Annotated in this window: 21 protein-coding genes; 12 read left to right on the forward strand and 9 right to left on the reverse strand. The window is 63.4% G+C overall.

From position 1 onward, the window contains the following. The first annotated feature begins 59 nt into the window (after positions 1-59). Entirely contained in the window at positions 60-992 is a 933-nt protein-coding gene (locus tag O3300_RS00070) for a DMT family transporter (RefSeq protein ID WP_305051610.1), read from the forward strand. On the opposite strand, the gene O3300_RS00075 is transcribed toward O3300_RS00070, so the two are convergent. Further along, positions 993-1,871 carry a serine hydrolase gene (locus O3300_RS00075; RefSeq protein ID WP_305051611.1) on the reverse strand — a complete coding sequence of 293 codons (879 nt, stop codon included), beginning with the start codon at positions 1,869-1,871 and terminating at the stop codon, positions 993-995. It abuts the gene before it with no gap. Positions 1,872-2,287: 416 nt separating this feature from the next. Between O3300_RS00075 and O3300_RS00080 the strand changes: the two genes are divergently transcribed. From O3300_RS00080 to O3300_RS00090, 3 genes are read left to right on the forward strand one after another with little or no spacing between them, the layout of a single operon-like run. Then, a complete protein-coding gene (locus O3300_RS00080) occupies positions 2,288-3,529 on the forward strand; it encodes a sensor histidine kinase (protein ID WP_305051612.1) in 1,242 nt (413 codons plus the stop codon). After that, complete coding sequence (locus O3300_RS00085; protein WP_099664408.1) at positions 3,526-4,275, forward strand: LytTR family DNA-binding domain-containing protein; 750 nt, start codon at positions 3,526-3,528, stop codon at positions 4,273-4,275. Before O3300_RS00080 ends, O3300_RS00085 begins: the two co-directional genes overlap by 4 nt. Before the next feature lie 42 nt (positions 4,276-4,317). Then, on the forward strand, positions 4,318-4,746 hold the full coding sequence (locus tag O3300_RS00090; protein ID WP_099664407.1) for a DsrE family protein: 429 nt from the start codon (positions 4,318-4,320) through the stop codon (positions 4,744-4,746). Between the two features lie 51 nt (positions 4,747-4,797). Here the strand turns inward: O3300_RS00090 and O3300_RS00095 are convergent, their stop codons facing one another. Continuing rightward, positions 4,798-5,016, reverse strand: coding sequence for a molybdopterin-binding protein (locus O3300_RS00095; RefSeq protein ID WP_034757699.1), 219 nt, complete (start codon positions 5,014-5,016; stop codon positions 4,798-4,800). A gap of 175 nt (positions 5,017-5,191) precedes the next feature. Between O3300_RS00095 and O3300_RS00100 the strand changes: the two genes are divergently transcribed. Then, on the forward strand, positions 5,192-5,692 hold the full coding sequence (locus O3300_RS00100) for a hypothetical protein (RefSeq protein ID WP_305051613.1): 501 nt from the start codon (positions 5,192-5,194) through the stop codon (positions 5,690-5,692). Positions 5,693-5,755: 63 nt separating this feature from the next. Here O3300_RS00100 and O3300_RS00105 read toward each other — a convergent pair whose 3' ends face one another. Continuing rightward, the gene (locus tag O3300_RS00105; protein WP_099664405.1) at positions 5,756-6,811 is read right to left on the reverse strand and encodes a sulfate ABC transporter substrate-binding protein; all 1,056 of its coding nucleotides are present in this window, start codon (positions 6,809-6,811) and stop codon (positions 5,756-5,758) included. A 461-nt stretch (positions 6,812-7,272) separates the two neighbouring features. Between O3300_RS00105 and O3300_RS00110 the strand changes: the two genes are divergently transcribed. After that, positions 7,273-7,803 (forward strand): GNAT family N-acetyltransferase, encoded by a 531-nt coding sequence (locus O3300_RS00110; RefSeq protein WP_099402317.1) that lies wholly within the window; start codon positions 7,273-7,275, stop codon positions 7,801-7,803. 66 nt (positions 7,804-7,869) lie between these two features. Here the strand turns inward: O3300_RS00110 and O3300_RS00115 are convergent, their stop codons facing one another. Beyond that, positions 7,870-8,682, reverse strand: coding sequence for a class II glutamine amidotransferase (locus O3300_RS00115; RefSeq protein ID WP_285817023.1), 813 nt, complete (start codon positions 8,680-8,682; stop codon positions 7,870-7,872). A 234-nt stretch (positions 8,683-8,916) separates the two neighbouring features. Here O3300_RS00115 and O3300_RS00120 point away from each other — a divergent pair, with 234 nt between their 5' ends. Both O3300_RS00120 and O3300_RS00125 read left to right on the forward strand, forming a co-directional pair. Continuing rightward, positions 8,917-9,750 (forward strand): EAL domain-containing protein, encoded by an 834-nt coding sequence (locus O3300_RS00120; protein WP_305051614.1) that lies wholly within the window; start codon positions 8,917-8,919, stop codon positions 9,748-9,750. A gap of 125 nt (positions 9,751-9,875) precedes the next feature. Beyond that, positions 9,876-10,625 (forward strand): YcbK family protein, encoded by a 750-nt coding sequence (locus O3300_RS00125; RefSeq protein ID WP_369812161.1) that lies wholly within the window; start codon positions 9,876-9,878, stop codon positions 10,623-10,625. Positions 10,626-10,650: 25 nt separating this feature from the next. Here the strand turns inward: O3300_RS00125 and O3300_RS00130 are convergent, their stop codons facing one another. Beyond that, on the reverse strand, positions 10,651-10,854 hold the full coding sequence (locus O3300_RS00130; protein WP_305051615.1) for a DUF3460 family protein: 204 nt from the start codon (positions 10,852-10,854) through the stop codon (positions 10,651-10,653). 74 nt (positions 10,855-10,928) lie between these two features. Between O3300_RS00130 and O3300_RS00135 the strand changes: the two genes are divergently transcribed. Next, positions 10,929-11,810 (forward strand): LysR family transcriptional regulator, encoded by an 882-nt coding sequence (locus O3300_RS00135; RefSeq protein ID WP_305051616.1) that lies wholly within the window; start codon positions 10,929-10,931, stop codon positions 11,808-11,810. Here the strand turns inward: O3300_RS00135 and O3300_RS00140 are convergent. Then, a complete protein-coding gene (locus O3300_RS00140) occupies positions 11,786-12,253 on the reverse strand; it encodes a PACE efflux transporter (protein ID WP_099664399.1) in 468 nt (155 codons plus the stop codon). The two genes, O3300_RS00135 and O3300_RS00140, sit on opposite strands and share 25 nt — an antisense overlap. 182 nt (positions 12,254-12,435) lie before the next feature. Here O3300_RS00140 and O3300_RS00145 point away from each other — a divergent pair, with 182 nt between their 5' ends. The 3 genes from O3300_RS00145 (at position 12,436) to O3300_RS00155 (ending at position 16,165) form a co-directional block, all read left to right on the forward strand. Continuing rightward, the gene (locus tag O3300_RS00145; protein WP_099664398.1) at positions 12,436-12,891 is read left to right on the forward strand and encodes a hypothetical protein; all 456 of its coding nucleotides are present in this window, start codon (positions 12,436-12,438) and stop codon (positions 12,889-12,891) included. A gap of 144 nt (positions 12,892-13,035) precedes the next feature. Then, positions 13,036-13,881 (forward strand): DUF5672 family protein, encoded by an 846-nt coding sequence (locus tag O3300_RS00150; RefSeq protein WP_251349177.1) that lies wholly within the window; start codon positions 13,036-13,038, stop codon positions 13,879-13,881. Between the two features lie 118 nt (positions 13,882-13,999). Next, entirely contained in the window at positions 14,000-16,165 is a 2,166-nt protein-coding gene (locus O3300_RS00155; RefSeq protein WP_305051617.1) for a bifunctional diguanylate cyclase/phosphodiesterase, read from the forward strand. On the opposite strand, the gene O3300_RS00160 is transcribed toward O3300_RS00155, so the two are convergent. From O3300_RS00160 to flgK, 3 genes are read right to left on the reverse strand one after another with little or no spacing between them, the layout of a single operon-like run. Continuing rightward, positions 16,162-17,205: a hypothetical protein gene (locus tag O3300_RS00160; RefSeq protein ID WP_251349175.1), complete on the reverse strand. Its 1,044-nt coding sequence runs from the start codon at positions 17,203-17,205 to the stop codon at positions 16,162-16,164. The two genes, O3300_RS00155 and O3300_RS00160, sit on opposite strands and share 4 nt — an antisense overlap. Positions 17,206-17,210: 5 nt before the next feature. Further along, positions 17,211-18,122: a flagellar hook-associated protein FlgL gene (gene flgL / locus O3300_RS00165; RefSeq protein ID WP_099664395.1), complete on the reverse strand. Its 912-nt coding sequence runs from the start codon at positions 18,120-18,122 to the stop codon at positions 17,211-17,213. Between the two features lie 10 nt (positions 18,123-18,132). Beyond that, on the reverse strand, positions 18,133-19,494 hold the full coding sequence (gene flgK / locus O3300_RS00170; protein ID WP_099664394.1) for a flagellar hook-associated protein FlgK: 1,362 nt from the start codon (positions 19,492-19,494) through the stop codon (positions 18,133-18,135). Between the last annotated feature and the right edge of the window lie 42 nt (positions 19,495-19,536).

The raw sequence follows: 19,536 nt of genomic DNA on the forward strand, positions 1-19,536 counted from the left end.
TATTAGTATTAATATATACGCACACCACTCGCCGCACAAGCGGCTTTACAGGATATCCCATGTCTTCTTCCGCCGTACCCCAGGCTCCGCTGCTCGCCGCGCAGTCGCCGCTCGTCTACATCAAACTGATCTTCGTCGCCCTGTTCTGGGGCGGCACCTTTATCGCGGGGCGCGTGCTGGCGCAGCAGATGCCGCCCATGACGGCCGCCAGCGGCCGCTTCGGCGTGGCCGTGCTGCTGCTGCTCGTGCTGGCGTGGAAGCTGGAAGGGGGCTTGCCGCGCCTGGACCGCAAGCAGCTGGCGACGACGGCGGCCCTGGGCTTGACGGGCATCTTTTTATATAACCTGTGCTTCCTGGCGGCCCTGTCGCGCATGCCGGCGGGGCGCACGGCCCTGTTCGTGGCCCTGAATCCCATCGTCACGGCGCTGGCCTCGGCCATGCTGTTCCGCGAACGGCTCGGTTCCTTCAAGTGGCTGGGCATCATGTTGGCGTTTTGCGGCACGGCCATCGTCATCACGCGCGGCGATCTGGCCGGCGTGCTGCACGGGACGGGCGGCGGCATCGGCATGGGTGAAGTATTCATGTTCTGCGGCATTTCCAGCTGGGCCGCCTACACCCTGATCGGCCGCGTGGCGCTGAAGGGCTTGTCGCCGATTGCCGCCACCACGTATGCGTCGATGTGGGGCCTGGCCTTTTTGCTGGTGGGGGCGGTGGTGGAATTCCCGACCGTGCCATGGCGCAGCTTCGGCTGGCAAGTGTGGGCCGCCATCGGCTACCTGGGCGTGTTCGGCACGGTGATCGGCTTTGTCTGGTATTACGAAGGCGTGAAAGCGCTGGGACCGTCGCGCACGGCCGTGTTCAACAACCTCGTGCCCGTGTTCGGCATCGTGCTGGCGGCGGGGCTGCTGGGCGAACCCGTGCTCGTCTCGATGCTGGTGGGCGGCGCGGTGACGATTGCCGGTGTGGTGATGACCAACCGGCAAGCGAAATAACTATTTTGCGCGGCGGCGTTTGGATGGCTTCGCCGGCGCCTTCTTGTGCCGACTGACGGACGCGCGCATCACTTTCGGCTCTTCGATGCCGTTCTCGGCCGCCAGCATGCGGCGGATGTTGACGGCGTCCATGGCGCGCACGGAATTGGCGCGCGCGTTGAGCAAAATCATGGTGGCGAACTTGCCGGCCGACTTGATGCGCATGATCAGGCAGCGGCCCGCTTCATTCGTGTAGCCCGTCTTCGACAGGCCGATATCCCAGCCCTTGGCGCCCACCAGGCGGTTCGTGTTGTGGTATTCCACGTCGCGCCCCTTGATCTGGATCACGTCCTTCGAATCGGTGGTGATGCGGCTGATTTCCGGGTAATGCGAGGCGGCCACGGCCATCTTGACGAGGTCCGCCGCCGTCGACTGGTTGTTCGGCGACAAGCCCGTCGGTTCCTCGATCACGGTCTGGCGCATGCCCAGGGCCTTGATCTTGGCGTTGACGGCCACGGCAAACGCCGTCGGGCCGCCGGGGAAGGTGCGCGCCAGCGAGGCGGCGGCGCGGTTGTCGGACGACATCAGCGCCAGCTGCAGCACGTCGTGGCGGCTCAGGGTGGCGCCCACGGGCACGCGCGAGGTGCTGTGCTTCAAGGTATCGACATCCTCGCGGTCGATGCTGATCTCTTCCTGCATATTCGCCTTGGAGTCGAGCACGACCATGGCCGTCATGAGTTTGGTCAGCGAGGCGATGGGCACCACCACGTTGGAATTTTTTTCAAGCAAGACTTTGCCTGTGCCGTCTTCGACCACCAGGATCGACTGGGAACCGAAGGGCACGGCGATGGCCGCTGTCGAAAGCGTCATCAGCACCGCGGCGAACATTTTTTTGAGCATGGGATTGTATGTGGGAAAGCAGTTTTGGGGCGCCATCGTGGGCGCTGCGCGCAAATCCGGAAGCGGGCCGCGCAGGGACGCGGCGTGTATCTCGGAGGCAATATTTGCCAAGCTTAAACAATACCATTAAAGATCAAGCGATGTCTACGGGATAAGGGCGCCACAGGCTGTGTAGCGGCCAATTTGGCAAATAAACGGGGCTATTCTTGCCGTAGTGAAAATTGTTGCGCGATTATTGATTTCGTCTTGGAAACTTCGTATTATTTCAGCAATATTGGCAGCCATGGTCCGGCAGGCGCCGCGCGCTTCGTCGTTGATGCCTGCCGCTTCGTGCTTCGTCGCCCCGCGCTATGCCCTGCAACAGGGGCGCCGTAGACTGCGTTCATGCCTGATTGATACGACAAGGAGAACGCAGCATGTGGGAAAAATTTGCCGGATGGTATCGCTGTTACGACGATGAAACCCTCAGGGTGCTTGCGCATCCGGACACGGCGGCCCAGTTGCCGCCTGGCTGGCGGCGCTGGGTGGCGTTGCGGCTCATCACCCTGACGCCGATCGAGCGTCAGCAATTCCACGCCTTCATGCTCAAGTACCGGGGCGCCGGCTTTTACCTGGCGGCGGCCAGGCTGATGCTGCTGTTCAGCTGCATCGGCGTCGTGCTGCATTTGCTGCTGCCCGACAAGGTCGGCTGGGCCAAGGCTGTGGTATTCAGCAATGTCCTGGGCCTGGCGATGGCCTGGGGCGTGCTGGGGGTCTGGTTCAATTACCGCAAGCTGGCGCAGCGCAAGCTCAAGGTACTGTTGCTGCTGCTGGTGCCGGCCCTGGCCGGTGTGGCGATCGGCGTGCTGCGCGCCATGCTGGAAGGCCATGCTTCCATCGGCGTGGCGCTCGAGCGGGGCGCGCGCGTGGGCGGCTGGGCCGCGCTGACGGCCGGGCTGGTGTATATGGTGCCGATGACTATCGTCGTGCTCTGGCGCAACCGCCAGTACGAGGCGCTGGCCCTGCAGCTGCAGCAGGATGCCGAGCGCGACCGCCTGGCGCGCGAACTGAGCGAATCGCAGCTGCGCCTGCTGCGCGCGCAAATCGAACCGCATTTCCTGTTCAATACCCTGGGCGCCGTGCAGCAGCTGGCCGAGCAGGGCGCCCACGGGGCGGCGCAGGCGGCCGCGCTGACGGCCAACCTGATCGCCTTCCTGCGCGCCAGCCTGGCCGAGATGCGCGCCGACCAGGTGCCCCTGCAAACGGAATTCGACGTGGTGCAAGCCTATCTGCAAGTGATGCAGGTACGCATGGGCGCGCGCCTGTCTTTCCGCCTCGACTTGCCGCCCGGCCTGGCGCAGATACAAGTGCCCAGCATGATCTTGCTGACCCTGGTGGAAAACGCCATCAAGCATGGCATCGAGCCCTCGCTGCGGGGCGGCGAGATCGTCGTCTCGGCCGTACTGGACGGGGACGGCGCCATGCGCTTGCGCGTGCAGGATAGCGGCGTGGGCCTGGGCGCCGCGAGTGCGCCCGGAGGCGGCCTGGGCCTGGAGAATGTGCGCCGCCGGCTGCAGCTGGCCGCGGCCGCTGCCTGCGTGCACGTGCAAAATGGCGAGGAAGCGGGCGTGCTCGCCGAAATCGTGTTGCCGATGGATTTGAAGGAAACCGCCGCATGAATGCCACCATCCTGATCGCCGAAGACGAACCCCTGATGCGCGAACGCCTGCAAACGATGCTGGCGCTGGCCTGGCCCGAGGCGCGCATCGTGCTGGTGGCGGAAAACGGCAACGATGCCTGGGACGGTTTCCTCGAGCATGAGCCGGACGTGGTCTTCCTCGACATCCGCATGCCGGGCCTGTCTGGCCTGGAAGTGGCCGAGCGTATCGGCACGCGGGCGCACGTGGTATTTGTCACCGCGTATGACCAGTATGCCGTCGACGCCTTCGACGCGGGCGCCGTCGATTATCTGTTGAAACCCGTGCAGGCCGAGCGCTTGCAGCGCGCGCTGGCCCGGCTGCGCGACAAGCTGGGCGCCCAGCCGGCCGACATGGCTCATCTGCTGCAGTCGCTGCGCGCGGCGCTGCCGGCGCCGCCGCGCGAAAAACTGAAATGGATCAAGGCCAGCGTGGGCAAGCAGATCCGCCTGATCGACATCGACGACGTGCTGTTCTTCCAGGCCGACACCAAGTACACGCGCGTGGTGCTGGCCGGCTCGGAAGCGCTGGTGCGCACGCCGCTGAAGGATTTGCTGGGCGGGCTGGATCCCGCGCAGTTCTGGCAAATCCACCGCGGCACCATGGTCAACGTGAAAGCCATCGAGGCGGCCGAACGCATCGACGCCGAGCGCATGCAGGTGCTGCTGCGCGGCAGCGCGGAAAAGCTGCCCGTCAGCCGCACGTTTACCTATTTGTTCAGGGATTGATATGATGGCAATGTTTTTAATCTGCCACCATATGGACTTTTCATGACAATTCTACGCCGCTGGTTCGCCGCCATCCTTCTTTCCTTGCTCTCCTGTACTGCCGCCCAGGGGGCGCAGAAGGAGGAAAAGGTCGTGTATCACGTCAATGACGCCAGCAATGCCACGGCTGCGCTGAGGAATATCCGCAACCACCTCGATGCCAGCCCCCAAGCCACCATCGTGCTGGTCGCCCACGGTCCCGGCATCGACTTCCTGCTCGACGGCGCCATCGACAAGCAGGGCACTCCGTATGACGTGGTGGTGCGCGAGCTGGTCAAGCGGGGAGTGAGCTTTCGCGTCTGCAATAACACCTTGCAAGGACGCAATATCGACCGCCAGCGCGTGCTGCCCGAAGCCGTCATCGTGCCGTCGGGCGTGGCCGAACTGAGCCGCCTGCAGGCGCAGGAAGGCTATGTGTATATCAAGCCCTGATGCACGCGCCGTTGCCAGATGGCAAGGGCGCGGCGCATGGACAGGCGATGCTTACTGGATCTTGGCGATCGACACCTCCGTCGATTTCACCAGCGCGATGACTTCGCTGCCCACTTTCAGGTCCAGGTCCTTGATCGAGCGCGAGGTGATCACCGACGTGACGATGCCGTGCGGCGTTTCCACGTCCACTTCCGACACCACGGGGCCAAAGATGATTTCCTTGATCTTGCCGCGAAACTGGTTGCGTACATTTACTTCCGAGATAGCCATGATATTTCCTTTGTACCCGTAATACGCCGTGCGGCGCGACATGGCCAGAGTACGGCGCGCGCGCGCTTTTGACCACGAATCGATGCGCATATCGATATGCGGAAATGGTGCGCGGATGCCGCCGCAAGCATATTATTCGCCTATACTCGTCCGTCTATCCACGCGGAGGTTTGCCATGCGTCCATGCTTGCTGTCGTTCCTGTTATTGCCCCTGCTGTTGCCCACCTCTGCCGCGCTGGCGCAACCGGCCGCTGCCCTGCAACCGATGGCTTTCCTGGCCGGGCATTGCTGGAAGGGAGAGTTTCCTGGTGGTAAGCAGACGGATGAGCACTGTTTCCAGTGGTTGTATGGCGGCCGGATGCTGCGCGACGTGCACACGGTGCGCAGCCCCGGCAAGCCCGATTACGTGGGCGAAACCACGTATTACCACGATGCCGCCGAAGGCAAGGTGGCCTTTCTGTATGTGGAAAACAGCGGCGGCTACAGCCGCGGCACGATGTTGCCGGCGGACGGCGGCCTCGACTTTCCTGCCACGCAATACGTGGGCGCCAGCGGCAAGGCGCTGACGTACCGCGTGCGCTGGACGCCGTTGGGCGATGCCTATGAGGCGGCCAGCGAGATGCTGGTGGACGGGCGCTGGCTGCCGCAATTCAAGCTGCTGCTGAAAAAACAGTGACGCGGCGCTGCCAATAAAAAAAACCGGGACTCGTCCCGGTTTTTTTATTGATGTAGCGCAAGCTTACTTCTGATAAATCTTGTCGAACTCGCCGCCATCGTCAAAATGTTTCTTTTGCGCTTGTTTCCAGCCGCCAAAGACGTCATCGATGGTGAACAGGGTGATCGGCTTGAAGCTGGCTGCGTATTTCTTCGCCACTGCCGCCGAACGGGGGCGCAGATAGTGCTTGGCGACCAGTTCCTGGCCCGGTTCCGAGTACAGGTATTGCAGGTAGGCCGTGGCTTCCTTGCGGATGCCGCGACGGTCGACGACCTTGTCGACGACGGCCACCGGCGACTCGGCCAGGATGGAGATGCTTGGATACACGACTTCGAAGTTGTCGCCGAATTCGGCGCGCACCAGTTGCACTTCGTTTTCAAACGTCACCAGCACGTCGCCGATTTCGCGCTGCGTGAAGGTGGTGGTGGCGCCGCGGCCGCCGCCGTCGAGCACGGGCACGTTCTTGAACAGCTTGGTAACGAGCTCGCGCGCCTGCGCTTCGCTGCCGCCTTTTTTCACGGCATAGCCCCACGCCGCCAGGTAGGTGTAGCGGCCATTGCCCGAGGTTTTCGGGTTCGGCACGATGACCTTGATGCCGGGCTTGGCCAGGTCGTCCCAATCCTTGATGTGTTTCGGGTTGCCTTTGCGCACCAGGTACACCATGGTCGAGTAGAACGGCGCCGCATTGTTCGGGAATTTCTTGGCCCAGTCGGCCACCACCAGGCCGCGGTCGACGAGAATGTCGATGTCATTGGCCTGGTTCATGGTCACGACGGACGCTTCCAGGCCATCGGCGACGGAGCGCGCCTGCTTGCTGGAGCCGCCGTGCGATTGCTTGATGGTGATGGTTTCGCCCGTTTTGGCTTTCCAATCTGCAATAAATGCGGGATTCACGTCCTTGAACAGTTCGCGCATCACGTCGTAGGACGCGTTCAGCAAGACCACCGGTTCGGCGGCGCTGGCGGCCATCGGCAGGCTCATGGCGGCAGCGGAAGCGGCCAGGGCGCTGGCCAGGAACCAGCGGCGCGAGCGTTGGGTGAGCGTTGCTGCGGCAGTCGATACGGCGTTGGAATGGGTCATTTTGAACTCTTGTTGTGAGAATAGATAGACATAGTCTAAAATTCCGGCCGGAAAAGAAACGAATTTTTCGTAATATGCTTAGAGCCTATCCCAGCAGATGAATACATCCCCTGCTGGCGCCCCTCAGAAGCGGGGACTGCGTTGATCGTCGTCGCGTGGCTCGCCACGCGTCCTCCTCACGCCTTGTCCGCGCTCCTGATGCGCTGCCAGCAGAAGACGCTCCCTGCGGGATAGGCTCTTAGATTCGATTCCCGTTTGCGCTAAAAAACATATATCGATTTCTGGAAACATTCGTGGGCAAGATGCGCATCAGCACTTAGTCTGCACGCATGGCGCCATAGGCAAAACCGGTCCGTGGCGTGCGGCAAAAAACCCGAAAGCGCCGCTTGGTGTATAGTCGAATCGCACGATACAGGGGTAAAACCGCCTGCATCGGCAACTGGAATATTTTGTGAGCGTACATGAGTCTTGAAATTCGTATTGCAACATCGACCGACGCTTTCGAGGCGTGCAACGTATTACGACGCTCCATCGTCGAATGCTGCAGCCTCGATCATCGGGACGATCCGGCCATCCTGGAAGCCTGGCTGGGTAATAAAACACCGCAGATGGTGGCGTGCTGGTTCGCGTCGCCCACCAATTTTTCGCTGGTCGCAGTCGAAGCTGGCGCCGTCGTCGGCGTCGGCTTGCTGACGCGCGCCGGCAAGCTGGCCCTGTGCTACCTGCTGCCCGAGGCGCAAGGCCGCGGCGCCGGCAAGGCGCTGGTGGAGCAGCTGGAAGCGCAGGCGCGCGAGTGGGGCATCAAGGCTTTGCAACTGCACAGCACGGCCAGCAGCCAGGCCTTTTTCGTCAAGCAGGGGTATGTCGAGGCGGGCAATGTCCGCTCGCCGTATGGCGTGGAAACGATTTTTTGCTGGAAACAGATTGACCCCGCAGGCATCGCCAGCGGCGACCCCAAGCGCAAGCGCTTTTGCAACTGCAATTCGGCCTGACGCCGGTCTTGCACCTCAGCCCGCCCATCCGGCGGCGGGCCATTTCCTCTCTTTGAATATTTCCCTTCAGTAACTGATCTGGATATACACGCCTTGTTGCGCGCTATCGTTTGCCGGCAGCAAGGTGCCGCCGGCAAACAGTTTCAGTTCGCCGGGGGCGAACGCCAGCCAATCCTCGTTTTGCGTCAATGGATGCGTGGCGATGACGGCGATGCGGTCGTCCAGGTGATTATGCTGGCGAAAGTCGATGCTGCGCTCGCAGTCGATCAGTTGCGCCACGGAAAACGGGTATTCGCGTATCACATAGTGCAAATGCGTGGAACAGTGGGCAAACAGCAGTTCGCCGTCCGACAGGATGAAATTGAAGGTGCCGTGCGCGGCAATCTCGCGCGCCACTTCGCCGATGGCGGCGCGCAAGTGGGCGCGCGCGGGTTCGCCCAGGGGAAACTGCGTGCGCAAGCGGGCCAGCAAGTGGCAGAACGCCTGTTCGCTGTCCGTGTCGCCGCTGGCGTGGTAGTGCGCATTGGCGGGTGCGCGCCACGTTTTCAAGTCGCCATTGTGGGCGAAGGACCAGGTCTTGCCCCACAGGTCGCGGGCGAACGGGTGCGTGTTTTCCGGCGCGATGCGGCCTTGCGTGGCCTTGCGGATGTGCGCGACGATGTTTTTCGCTTTCACGGGATGCTGCTGCACCCGGGCCGCCAGCGGCGAATCGATGGCCGCCAGGTGATCCGTCAGCAAGGTGCAGCCGCTACTGGAATGATAGGCGATGCCCCAGCCGTCGCGGTGCTCGTCCGTGCGTCCGCCCCGTTCGGCAAAGCCGGCAAAGGAAAATCCCAGCGCGGCCGGCTTGCTGCTGTTCATTGCGAGTAACTGGCACATGGCGGCCCTTCCTGATGGTATCGGTACACGCCCACAGTAAAGGCGGGCGGCAGGGGCGGGAAGGAATGTTTCCGACTATCGTTATGCGCTGTCCGCCGTTGCGGCCATATATGCTGGGCGCATATCAAATGGCGAAACCATTCGTTCTCCTTTGGTTGGCGCTGCCTTACTCTGCACACTTTGGCGCCGCCTTCCCCATGAGGGCAGCCGGCGCAGCCCGATGAAGGAGCACGTATGCCATTTCCCGTCCTGAAAAACTACCTGGCCCGCCTGTCGCACCAAACCCAGGCCGGCACCAGCGTCTGGCTCGACGGGGAGGGGAGGGCGCTGGGGCGCTTTTTCAATTGCACCATGACCAGCGCCTTCCAGCCGCTGCGCGAACTTGAAAGCGGCAAGCTGGTGGCGTTCGAGGGCCTGGCGCGCAGCGTGTCGAAGGCGGACGAGGGTTTGTCGCTGTGGCGTTTGCTCGACCATGCGGCCAGCGACGATGAATCCGTGGAACTGGACCGACTGTGCCGCATGTTGCACGCCATTAATTTTTTCCGGCAGGCGGAAGCGGAGCAGGCCGACCTGTACCTGAACGTGCATGACCGCCTGTTGAGCGCCGTCAGCAGCAATCACGGCCACGCCTTCCAGCGCATCCTCGACGCGCTGGGCTTGCCCATCGAGCGCATCGTGCTGCAATTGCCGACGGTCACGCCGAACCAGGGTTGGCTGCTCAACTATGTGGCCGACAATTATCGCCGTAACGGTTTCCGCCTGGCCATCAACGTGGCCAGCGTGCATGAAGCCACGGGCATGCTGGAGCGCTTGCACCCGCATGCGTTCAAGCTCGATGCGGGCAACCTCAGCGACGAGCAGGCCGTCGCCAGCTTCGTCACCCTGTGCCATGCAGCGAAAATCCGCGTCGTCTTCAAGCGCCTCGACACGCCGGCCGCGCTGGCTGCGCTGCAGCGCATCGCCGCCATCACGGGCTTGCCCATCGTGGCCCAGGGTTATCTGCTCGACAAGCCATTGACGGCGCTGGCGCAGGCAAAGCAGGACGAGGCCGCCGGCGCCGCCGCGTGAGCGGTTTCCCGCTTAAGCCAGCTCAGCGGAAAATACGTGAGAAACAGGCAGAGACGATAGAAAATGAGGGTTTTTCTTCGCAGCACAATACGCTATAGTATTCCCATCGTTATATTGGACTGACTATGGCATCGCGCAGAAATTTTCTACACCACGGTATGGGCCTGGCCGCGTTGGGCCTGGTTGCCACTCCTCTCATCGGCTGCGCCTCGCGCACGGCCGCTCCCGCCTCCGCTTCGGCCAGCGCCAAGCCGCGCGCGCCGCGTACGGGCGTACCGCCCCAGCCGACGCAACTGGCCAGCATCGACCGCTCGATCACCTCGCAGCAGCGCGCGGCCATCACCGAGATGGAACCGCCTCCCGACATCTTCGACGCGCAGGCGCTGGACCTGGAATTCTGGCTCAAGCCCCGCACCCTGGAAGTGGTGCGTCCGGCCAGCAATGAAAAAGCCAGGTTGCTGTACTGGAAAGATGGCGAAGTCATCGATTCCGCCTACCAGGAACTGTGCCACTTGCTGCGCGACGTGAACGGCAAGAAGACGGCGCCCATCGACCCGAAACTGCTGGAAACCCTGTGGGGCACGCAGGCGTTCGTGGCCCGCTACGGCATCGAGCAGCCGCTGGAAATCTTGTCGGGCTACCGCACGGCCGAGTCGAACAGCCGCCTGCGCGAAGCGGGCGTGCCGGCCGCGCGCCAGTCGCTGCACATCTCGGGCCGCGCCGCCGACATCCGCGTGGCGAATTTGAACGCGGAAGTGCTCGGTTCGCTCGTGCGCAGCTTCAAGCAGGGCGGCGTGGGCTTCTATTACCGCTCTGGCCCCCGTGGCGGCTGGATCCATGCGGATACGGGCCTGCAGCGCACCTGGAAGGGTTAAGCGTTAGCACTGAGCGCTAGTCACGCTAGTCATAGTGATACGGCGGTTCCGGCACGCTGTCGTTGCCGGCGCGCCGCCATGCGTCGAAATTCACGGGGCGTTCCCAGTAAATGCGCCAGCCCAAGCGCTGGCTCGTTTGCGCCTCGGGATGCTCGCGCAGATAGGCGTCGATGAAGCGCGTGAATTCCGAGACATAGCCGCCGCGGCGGTAGGGAAGTGGACGAGTCATGGCTCCTCCTGCTGTTGACATTTCTTTCATTCTATCGCCAGCGGCGGAAAAGCGCCGCCCGTTTCCAGCTTCCCATGAAACTCTCCAGCCATAACATCGAACTGTTCCTGGCCGTCGTCGACGGCGGCTCGTTCTCGGCCGCCGCGCGCGCCTTGCGCCGGGCGCCGTCGGCCGTCAGCATGGCGATGGCCAACATCGAGGCGGAACTGGGCATCACCCTGTTCGACCGGGGCGCGCGCGAAGCCGTGCCCACGCCGGCCGCGCTGGCCCTGCTTCCCCACGCGCGCCTGATCGCCGAGCAGTTGAAACAGTTGCACCTGCACGTGCAGGAATTGTCGCAGGGGCTGGAAAGCCGCATTTCGCTGGGCATCGCGGCCGAGCTTGACCATGCGCCTTTCCTGGCCGCCGTGCGCGCGCTGTCGCAGCGCCATCCGCTGCTCGACATCGAAGTGCTGACGGCGCCGCAGGACGATGTGCTCGACATGCTGCACCGGGGCCGCATCAGCGCCTGCATGGCTTTCGCAGGCGGGCGCATCAATCACGAAGAACAGTTCCAGCTGGTGGGCAGCGATGCCTTGCTGGCGATTATTTCCACGCAGCATCCGCCCAGCGCGGCGGGCCAGCCCTTGTATATCGAGGAATTGGTGAATTTGCGCCAGATCATCGTCGCCAGCCGCGAACTCGACCTGGCCGATGCGCGCCCCGTGGTGGGGCTGTCCTATTGGCGCACGGACAGCTTGCCGATGGCGCTGGCCATGGTGGAAGCGGGCTTGGGATGGGGCAACTTTGCCGCCTCGGCCATCCAGCATTCTCTGGCGGCGGGGCGGGTGCGTTGCGTGGCGTTCAAGAATACGGGCAATGGCCTGGTCGTGCCCATCCACCTGGTGTGGATGAAGGACCGGCCGCTGGGCATGGCGGCGCGGTCCTTTCTTCAGTTGCTCAGCGAAGCAGCTTGAACGTCAGTGGCTTCTTCCTTCGGCTGCTGCGCCGACAGGGGCACGCCGAACAGGCCGTCGAAGAAGTAATTGAAAATGAAGCTGTAGCACGGGATGATCAGCATCAGCGCGAAGTCCAGCACGAACGCTTGCCACAGGCTGATATCGAGCCACCAGGCGATCAGCGGGATCAGGTAGATGACCAGGGTGATCTGGAAGCCGATCGCGTGCAGGATGCGGCGCCAGACGGTGCGCGTGCGCGACACCTGGCGGATTTCCCAGTATTCGAAGGCCGTGTTGTAGAGCAGGTTCCAGATCACGGCGATGGTGGTGATCATGATCGCCAGCGGCCCCGTGCTGGTGGGCGACTCGCCCGAAAGCAGGGTCAGCCAGGCCGTGGAAATGGCCATGCCGATGATTTCAAAGGCGGTGACGTAGACGATTTTGCGTTTGATGCCTTGCATGTAAAGCCTGTAAAGAAGAGATGGCGCATATTTTAAGTCAGGTGTGCTGATGTTTGAAGTCGATAGCTGTCAGTTTTTCTGATAGATTCGCTGTGGGAATACCGTGCGTGCCGCGAACGGTGGATAATGGCGGCTGGCAGGCAACCGGTCCCGCCGCATCACCGCAGAAAAGGTCAACGAGCATGCAAGGCGCAGCAGACAGCAACATCCCCGATACCCCCGCCGATACCCCCGCCGGCGCGGACGAGCGTCCCCGTTTCCGCCCCCGTCCGTGGGAGCACCTGGAAACGCCGTACGACGTGGAAGTGTGGATCGAAGAACATAACCGCAGCATGCAGGACAATATCCGCGCCACGGAAACGGGCGTGGGCATCTGCTTTACCCTGGCCGAAGGGGGCGATATCTATATGCAGACGAGCGCCGACGGCGCCGTCGTGCTCGACGTGACGCCGGACGCGGCCTGGGTCTCTCCCCTGATCAGCGCGGCCACGGGTTGCGAGACGCCGGATGGGTCGCTGTGGATCTTGCCTGACGATAAGTTGATCCAGCTGATCGTGGGGCTATCGAGTCTGGTGGCCAGCACCTTGCTGGTGGTGGGGCATGATTTCGGCTTGCGCCGGCGCGGCATGGGCCGCTGAGCCGTTCGCGCGCCGCCGGGGCCGGGCGGCCATGTTCCATGCCCCTTGTCCCGCTCCCGTTTGCGCTGTATCATGCGGACGTTGCAAAATATGCCATGCCCGCGCCTGGCATGCCTTCCGCCTACATTCGATGAAAAGCCTGTAATGCACAAAGACAAGCTGGACCTCCGCGACATCAGCCTGGTGTGCGTGGAAACGCGTTATCCCGAGCTGGCCAGTTTTGCCATCGAGCGCTGCCTTGCCGGCGCCGATTTCAAGGAATGCCTGCTGTTCACTTCCCGCCTGCATGACTTGCCCCCGCATATACGCCAGGTGCTGATCGCCCCCATCGAGAGCGTGGAAGCGTATTCGGCATTCATGGTGCATGAGCTGGGCGCCCATTTCAGCGGCACGCACGCGCTCGTCATGCAGTGGGACAGTTTCATCGTTGATGCGCGTCAATGGCAGAGCGCTTTCCTCGACTGCGATTATATCGGCGCACCGTGGTCGCATCGCCCGGTAGCCGTCGGCAATGGCGGCTTCTCGCTGCGTTCGCGGCGCCTGTATGACATCTTGCCGCAGCTGGCCATCACGCAACCCCACCCGGAAGATTATGCGATCTGCGAATTGCATGGCGACCGGCTGCGCGAGGAGTTCGGCGTGCGGTTCGCCGATGCGGGCCTGGCCTCCAGCTTTGCCTTCGAAGGCATCATGCCGGCCGGTCCCACGTTCGGTTTCCATGGTTTTTTCAACTTTGGCGAAGTGCTGGACGACACGGAACTGACAGATTACCTGCGCAAGTGCGACGATGCCATAATGCATGCGCCAACCGCGCGCGGGCTGATCAAGCAGCTGTATCGCTCCGGCCGCTACCGGATGGCGGCCCGGATATTGCGCCGGCGCATCAACGGCGGCGCGGCGCTATTCGGCGATGCCTGCCTGCTTGCCTTGCGTACAGGCATGCACGCGCTCACGCACGCCCGCTCGCGCCCAGCGTCGCCGCGCGCCTAGCCGTCCTGGCTGCCGCCGGGCCGGCTGCCGCCATGCATCGCTCGACACTGAGCCTTGCGCATGCTAGTCTCGGGACAGCATCCGCCTGATCGCCTGGGCGGTGGTGCAAAGGATAGCCATGGACAATACACCGCATGCGGTCTCAGCTCCTGATTCCTCCCTGCATGGCCAGGACCCCGTGCCGTGGCCGGCCACTCCCTTGCTTGACGATGGCGTCTTCAGCCCTGAACGGGTGAAGGCCGAGCGCGAGCAAGCCTATTTCAACGATTTATACCTGCTGGCGCCCGTCGCCTATTTCGTGCTCGGTCTCGATGGCGTGATCGTGCAAGTCAACCTGGTGGCGGCCGAATTGTTCGGCCTGGTGCGCGAGCGCCTTGGCCACGTGCTGTTCCGTTCGTATGTGCACGAGGCGTTCCGCCACGATTTCGAGCAATTCGTGCAGCGCGTGCTCAATAGCAGCGAGCCCGAACGTATCCAGCTGCAGGTGCGGCTGCGTCCCGGCGCGCGCGAAGCCGGCTTGCCCGTCAGCCTGCTGGGCAGCGCCGATCCGAACGGCCAGGCGCTGCGCCTGGTGCTGGAGCAGGCCGAAGGCAAGCTGGCCGCGCTGGAACGCAGCGAAGAGCGTTTCCGGCGCATCGTGCACAGCGCCGAGGAGGGTATCTGGGAAATCGATGCGCAGGCGCTGACCAGCTTTGTCAATCCGAAGATGGCGCAGATGCTCGGTTGCCAGATCGAGGATATGCTGGGCCAGCCGCTGGCCGCCTTCATGGATGACGAGGGGCGCGCCATCCTGGAGCGTAACATTGCGCGGCGTCAGGATGGCATCGTCGAGCGCCACGAATTCAAGTTCCTGCGGCGTGACGGCAGCACCTTGTGGGCCACCCTGGTCACCAATCCCATCTTCGACTCCGGCGGCGCCTACCTGGGGGCGCTGGCGCTGGTCAGCGATATCACGCTGCAGCGCACGGCGTCCGAGCGCCTCTGGCGGCAAGCCAATTTCGACCCCTTGACGGGCTTGCCGAACCGCCACCTGTTGCTCGACCGCTTGCAGCACGAGGTGCGCCACGCCAGCCGCGAAGGCGGTTGCCTGGCCTTGCTGTTCATCGACCTCGACTATTTCAAGCTGGTGAATGACCGCCTGGGCCAGGAGAAGGGCGACATGCTGCTGCGCCAGGCGGCGCTGCGCATCTGCGAGCGCGTGCGCGCCAGCGATACGGTCGCGCGCCTGGGCGGCGACGAATTTGCCGTCATCCTGGCCGGCGTGCGGCAGCTGGGCGGCATCGAGCGCGTGCTGCAGGAGCTGACGACGGCGCTGGCCCTGCCTTTCGTGCTCGACGGCGACACGGCGCACGTGTCGGCCAGCGTGGGCGTGGCGCTGTATCCGGCCGACGGGGAGGCAACGGACAGCTTGCTGCGGCATGCCGACCAGGCCATGTATGCGGCCAAGAGCGCGGGGCGCAACGGCTACAGCTACTTCACGCCGGCCTTGCAGCAGGCGGCCGACCTGCGCCGCGCGACGGTGCGCGAGATGCGCCTGGCGCTGGCGCAGGACCAGTTCGAAGTGCATTACCAGCCCATCATCCGCCTGTGCGATGGCAGCATCGAGCGGGCAGAGGCGCTGCTGCGCTGGCGCCATCCGCTGCGCGGCTTGCTGCTGCCCGCCGATTTCATCGCCTTCGCCGAGGCCAACGGCCTGATCATTGATATCGGCGAGTGGGTCTTCCGCCAGGTCGTAAGCCAGGCGCGGCAGTGGCAAGCAGCGCATGGCGCCGTGTTTCAGATCTGTATCAACAAGTCGGCCGTGGAATTTCGCTGCGATGCCGCGCTCTACCAGGACTGGGGCAATGCGCTGGCGCGGGCGGGCCTGGCGCCGGGCGCCATCGTCATCGAGGCACCGGAAGCCGTGCTGCTCGACGAGACGCGCCCGGTGGCCGACCGTCTGCGCCAGTTCCGCGCCATGGGCCTGGCGCTGGCGCTCGACGACTTTGGCGCCGGCAACACTTCGCTGGCTTGCCTGAAGCGGGGCGATCTCGAGGTACTCAAGCTCGACCCTTCGCTGGTGCGGGAACTGGGGGCGGGAGGCGCGGCGCTGGCCGTCTGCGCGGCCATCATCAGCCTGGCGCAGGGGCTGGGCCTGAAAGTGGTGGCGGAAGGCGTGGAAACGGCCGCGCAGCGTGAGTTGCTGCGGGCCGCCGGTTGCGATTATGCGCAGGGTTATGTATTTTCAGGCGCGGTGCCTGTGGAGCAGCTGAGTGCAATGCTGGCCGCGGGCCGGCGCTTCTAATCCAGGCCCAGCAGCGCGACGACGCGTTCGCGGCTGATACCGACCAGCGCGGAGCTGATCGCCAGCAGCGATTCATAGCCGGGCTGGCGGGCTTTTTCCATGAAGTTTTCCGCCAAGGTATCCATGCTGACGTGCACTTGTACCGGTTGCGCGCGGGCCACCCGTCCCGTGGCTTGCGCCAGGGCCAGGCTGACGGAGCTGCGCGCCGCCTGCAACTGCGCCAGCGCCTGCACTACTTGCTGCAAGGTGGCGCGCAGGGCTTCCGTGTCGCCGGTATTCCATTCTTCCGGGGCGATGGCGGCCGGTTCCGCATCCGTGCGCACGCGGCTCATCTGGCCGGTCGGGTAGCGGATGCCGCTGCCGCGCACGGACAGGCTGTCGCGCACGTTGGCCCAGGCCGCTTCCGAGGTGCTGAACACCAGTTCGCCGTTCTCGCCCAGCTTGACGCCGATGCCGGACGGCATCAGTGCGCGGTCGAAGCGGGAAACGATTTCGCTCTGGCTCAAGCCAGGTTCGATGTTGACCGAGCGCAAGGCCTGGTTCGCGCCGCCGACGGAAAAGGCCAGCACTTCCTGCGGGCCTTCCTGCAGGCTGGCCATGGTCAGGCCGCGGATGCTGAAGTTCTGTTGCGCCGCCTGCGGGCTCGTATAGCTGAGCTGTGCGTCGAGCGTGCCGCCCGAGGCGCTGGCGCGCTGGCGCCAGGTATTGCTGAACTGGCGTACCCTGGCCTCGACTTGTCCTTCGCGGCCCTGGCGCGCGGCCAGCTTGGCCGCCAGTTCGCTCTTCAGCGCTTGCAACTGGCTGCTGCTGCGGTCCAGGTAGTCGAGGGTTTGTTGCGCGTTAGAAATTTCTCCCTGCAGCTGGTGGTCCCAGTTGCTCAGGCCACGCTGCAGGCTCGCCGTCGAACTCCTCGCCGCCGGCGCCTCGCTGCGCGCGCTGGCGCCGCTTTTGACCGCGGCGGACGCGTCATCGACGACGCGGGCTGTGCCGGCGCCTTTGGCATTGACGCCGGACGAGGAGGAAGTCTGAACGATTTGCATGATGGTCAGAGAAGATCAAACAGGGAAAGGGTGCCAACCTTGGCGTACGCCTTGTATGTTGCCTGCAGGGCCGTCTGGTAGCCGTTCAGCTCGATGGCGGCCGCGCCCATGTCGGTCTTCTTCAAGTCGGACAAGGCCATGTCATTCGACAACGAGACGTTGGCCAGGTTGCCGGAGAGCGTGGTCAGGATGTTTTGCGCGCCGCCAAAGATGGCGATCTTGCCAGAGAGTAAATCCATGCCGTCATCGGTGCCATCGAGCGCCGCGCCCACCACGCTGCGTACGGCCGGGTCGTTCGGGCTGACGCCTGGCTTGCCCAGCGTATCGATGGCCTGGTCGATCTTGTTCAGCCACACTTCCAGCTTGTCCACGTCGACGTTGGCCGCCTGCGTCACGCCATTGCCCACCACCACGGTCTGCGTGGCGGTGTTGCCGTTGTACGTGTAGCGCGAGCCGGGGGCCGCAGCGGGATTGAACGCGATGGCCGGCTTGTCGGTATCCGTGCCGGAAAACATGTAGCGGCCTTCCTGGTCCTTCAGGTTGGCCGTGTACAGCACGCTGTCGCGCATGGCGATCAGCGATTGCGTCATCGCATTCAGGTCATCCGGCGCATTGCCGCCGTCGGCGGCCCACACCAGCAGGTCGCGCGCCTGGCCCATGTCGGTGACCATGCTGGTCAGATAGTTTTCGTTTTTCAGCAGGCGCACTTTCACCGTGGCGATATTGTCCTGGTATTGCGTGACCATGGCTTGCTCGCGCGTCAGGCGCGAAATGCGCACGTTGCCGATCGGATCGTCCGATGGCAGCTGGATGCGCAAGCCCGAGGCCATCTGCTGGGTCAGGTAATTGATGCGCTCTTGATTTTGCTGAAGAGAAATATTAATCAGTGATTGGTACTGGCTGCTGGCGACACGCATGATCTTCTCCTTAACCCATCATTTGCAAAGTGGCATCAAACAAGGTATTCGCCACGGAAATGACTTTCATGTTTGCCTGGTACATATTCTGGAATTCGACGAGGTTCATCGCTTCCTCGTCCTTGTTCACGCCGCTGGTGGACTTCCAGTCGTCGATGGCTTGCGCGCGCACCGTGTTGGAAGTCTTCAGCAGGGCCTGGTTCTGCTGGCTGTAGATGGCCAGCTTGCCGACGAGCTGCGTGTCCGCATCGCTCATCAGGACCGAACCCACCCAGCTGACGCTGATCGGTTGATTCTTGATATTGATCAATTCCTGCAAATTGCCGCTGTCGCCGGCCGCACCTGTCAACGACAGGGCCAGGTCCTTGGCGTTGAAGCCGGGGGTAATGCTCAGCTTGCCATTCGCGTAGGCCAGCAGGGGACCGCCGGATGTGCCAGCCATGGTCTTGCCCAGGGCCAGTTGCGCGTTGACCTTGCTGGTCAGCTGGGTGGCCATGTCTTGCAGCGATTGCTGCAGCGGTTTCAGGGTATTTTTCTCGAATTCGCCCAGGCCACCCATCTGGCCGCCGATGGCGACCAGATCGAGGTTGTACGACGACTTGGCGAAATCGAGGCTCAGGACCTGGTCGCCCGTGTTCGTCATGCTGCTGGTCAAGGTGCCGGCCAGGCTGCCGATGACCAGCGGCTGGCCCGATTTCAGCGCGATATTGCGCGAGCCGTCCGGCTGGTCGAGGACGTCGATGCCCATTTGCGAGGCCAGGCCGTCGATCAGCTGGTCGCGCGCATCCATCAGCGAGGACACGTTCGTGCCCGAGGCCGTGGCAGTGCTGATGCGCTGGTTCAGCGCGGCGATATTGGCCAGGGTGGTATTGGCTTGCGGCACGATCGCTGCCCGTTGCTGTTGCAACGACAGCAACTGGTTGCCCATCACGGTGCTGATGCTGTTGAAGCGCTGCGCCATGGAGTCGGCGGAGGTGATGATCTGCTGGCGCAGCGGCGTCGACGTCGGGTCGACGGCCGAGGCGTTGAGGGCGGCGAAAAAGCCGTCGATGCCGTTGCTGATGCTGGAAGCATCGTCGCCCATCACGCGCTCGAGCTGGGTCAGGTAAGGCTGGGTCTGCGAACGGGCGCCCTGGTCGGACGCGGCGCGCCACATTTGCTGGCTTTTATATGCATCGGCAAAGCGCAGCAAGGCGGACACTTCCACGCCATTGCCGGCCGAGCGTACGCCGGCGGTGGCGCCCAGCGATGACAGCAACACACCCTGGCGCGTGTAGCCCGCCGTTTGCAGGTTGGCGATGTTCTGGCTGGCCGCATTGAGTGCGGCCTGGGCGGCGATGCTGCCTGACAATGCATTGCTGATGATGCTCATTGGGCAAGTTTCTTTCGTGAAGAGTGTGGCGCGTGCGGGTGG

This window comes from Janthinobacterium sp. SUN206 (assembly GCF_030587305.1).
GTDB lineage: Bacteria > Pseudomonadota > Gammaproteobacteria > Burkholderiales > Burkholderiaceae_D > Janthinobacterium > Janthinobacterium kumbetense.

Excerpts from the sequence above, each read along its gene's own strand:
- O3300_RS00100 (WP_305051613.1), top strand. The coding sequence starts at position 5,192 with ATGCGTCCATGCTTGCTGTCGTTCCTGTTATTGCCCCTGCTGTTGCCC.
- O3300_RS00075 (WP_305051611.1), bottom strand. The coding sequence starts at position 1,871 with ATGCTCAAAAAAATGTTCGCCGCGGTGCTGATGACGCTTTCGACAGCG.
- flgK (WP_099664394.1), bottom strand. The coding sequence starts at position 19,494 with ATGAGCATCATCAGCAATGCATTGTCAGGCAGCATCGCCGCCCAGGCC.
- O3300_RS00150 (WP_251349177.1), top strand. The coding sequence starts at position 13,036 with ATGCACAAAGACAAGCTGGACCTCCGCGACATCAGCCTGGTGTGCGTG.
- O3300_RS00155 (WP_305051617.1), top strand. The coding sequence starts at position 14,000 with ATGGACAATACACCGCATGCGGTCTCAGCTCCTGATTCCTCCCTGCAT.
- O3300_RS00145 (WP_099664398.1), top strand. The coding sequence starts at position 12,436 with ATGCAAGGCGCAGCAGACAGCAACATCCCCGATACCCCCGCCGATACC.
- O3300_RS00085 (WP_099664408.1), top strand. The coding sequence starts at position 3,526 with ATGAATGCCACCATCCTGATCGCCGAAGACGAACCCCTGATGCGCGAA.
- O3300_RS00120 (WP_305051614.1), top strand. The coding sequence starts at position 8,917 with ATGCCATTTCCCGTCCTGAAAAACTACCTGGCCCGCCTGTCGCACCAA.
- O3300_RS00130 (WP_305051615.1), bottom strand. The coding sequence starts at position 10,854 with ATGACTCGTCCACTTCCCTACCGCCGCGGCGGCTATGTCTCGGAATTC.
- O3300_RS00135 (WP_305051616.1), top strand. The coding sequence starts at position 10,929 with ATGAAACTCTCCAGCCATAACATCGAACTGTTCCTGGCCGTCGTCGAC.
- O3300_RS00125 (WP_369812161.1), top strand. The coding sequence starts at position 9,876 with ATGGCATCGCGCAGAAATTTTCTACACCACGGTATGGGCCTGGCCGCG.
- O3300_RS00105 (WP_099664405.1), bottom strand. The coding sequence starts at position 6,811 with ATGACCCATTCCAACGCCGTATCGACTGCCGCAGCAACGCTCACCCAA.
- O3300_RS00115 (WP_285817023.1), bottom strand. The coding sequence starts at position 8,682 with ATGTGCCAGTTACTCGCAATGAACAGCAGCAAGCCGGCCGCGCTGGGA.
- O3300_RS00160 (WP_251349175.1), bottom strand. The coding sequence starts at position 17,205 with ATGCAAATCGTTCAGACTTCCTCCTCGTCCGGCGTCAATGCCAAAGGC.
- O3300_RS00070 (WP_305051610.1), top strand. The coding sequence starts at position 60 with ATGTCTTCTTCCGCCGTACCCCAGGCTCCGCTGCTCGCCGCGCAGTCG.
- flgL (WP_099664395.1), bottom strand. The coding sequence starts at position 18,122 with ATGCGTGTCGCCAGCAGCCAGTACCAATCACTGATTAATATTTCTCTT.
- O3300_RS00080 (WP_305051612.1), top strand. The coding sequence starts at position 2,288 with ATGTGGGAAAAATTTGCCGGATGGTATCGCTGTTACGACGATGAAACC.
- O3300_RS00090 (WP_099664407.1), top strand. The coding sequence starts at position 4,318 with ATGACAATTCTACGCCGCTGGTTCGCCGCCATCCTTCTTTCCTTGCTC.
- O3300_RS00140 (WP_099664399.1), bottom strand. The coding sequence starts at position 12,253 with ATGCAAGGCATCAAACGCAAAATCGTCTACGTCACCGCCTTTGAAATC.
- O3300_RS00110 (WP_099402317.1), top strand. The coding sequence starts at position 7,273 with ATGAGTCTTGAAATTCGTATTGCAACATCGACCGACGCTTTCGAGGCG.
- O3300_RS00095 (WP_034757699.1), bottom strand. The coding sequence starts at position 5,016 with ATGGCTATCTCGGAAGTAAATGTACGCAACCAGTTTCGCGGCAAGATC.